Source organism: Paraburkholderia sp. SIMBA_027 (assembly GCF_046535315.1).
GTDB classification, from domain to species: Bacteria; Pseudomonadota; Gammaproteobacteria; order Burkholderiales; family Burkholderiaceae; genus Paraburkholderia; species Paraburkholderia tropica.
This window is the reverse complement of record NZ_JAWRWY010001797.1, coordinates 1-221: the sequence shown is the minus strand read 5'-3', so window position 1 is coordinate 221 and position 221 is coordinate 1. Positions and strand designations below refer to the sequence as shown.

Annotated in this window: 1 tRNA gene; it reads right to left on the bottom strand. The window is 61.1% G+C overall.

Annotated features, from left to right (window positions below):
- Window positions 1-151: 151 nt before the first annotated feature.
- A tRNA-Glu gene (locus tag SB764_RS45370) sits at window positions 152-221 on the bottom strand.

The following is a 221-nucleotide window of genomic DNA, read 5'->3' as shown; positions in this document are numbered from 1 at the left end:
CGGGACTCGAACCCGCGACCCCCGGCGTGACAGGCCGGTATTCTAACCAACTGAACTACCGCTCCAGTGCTGCTCTGACTACACCGGCGGGCGTTGGTTAGCTCCCGCTGGCGGCGTCGCCTTGCTACTTGATGGCGCCGCAGAAAAACTTTGGCGTCCCCTAGGGGATTCGAACCCCTGTACTCACCGTGAAAGGGTGATGTCCTAGGCCTCTAGACGAA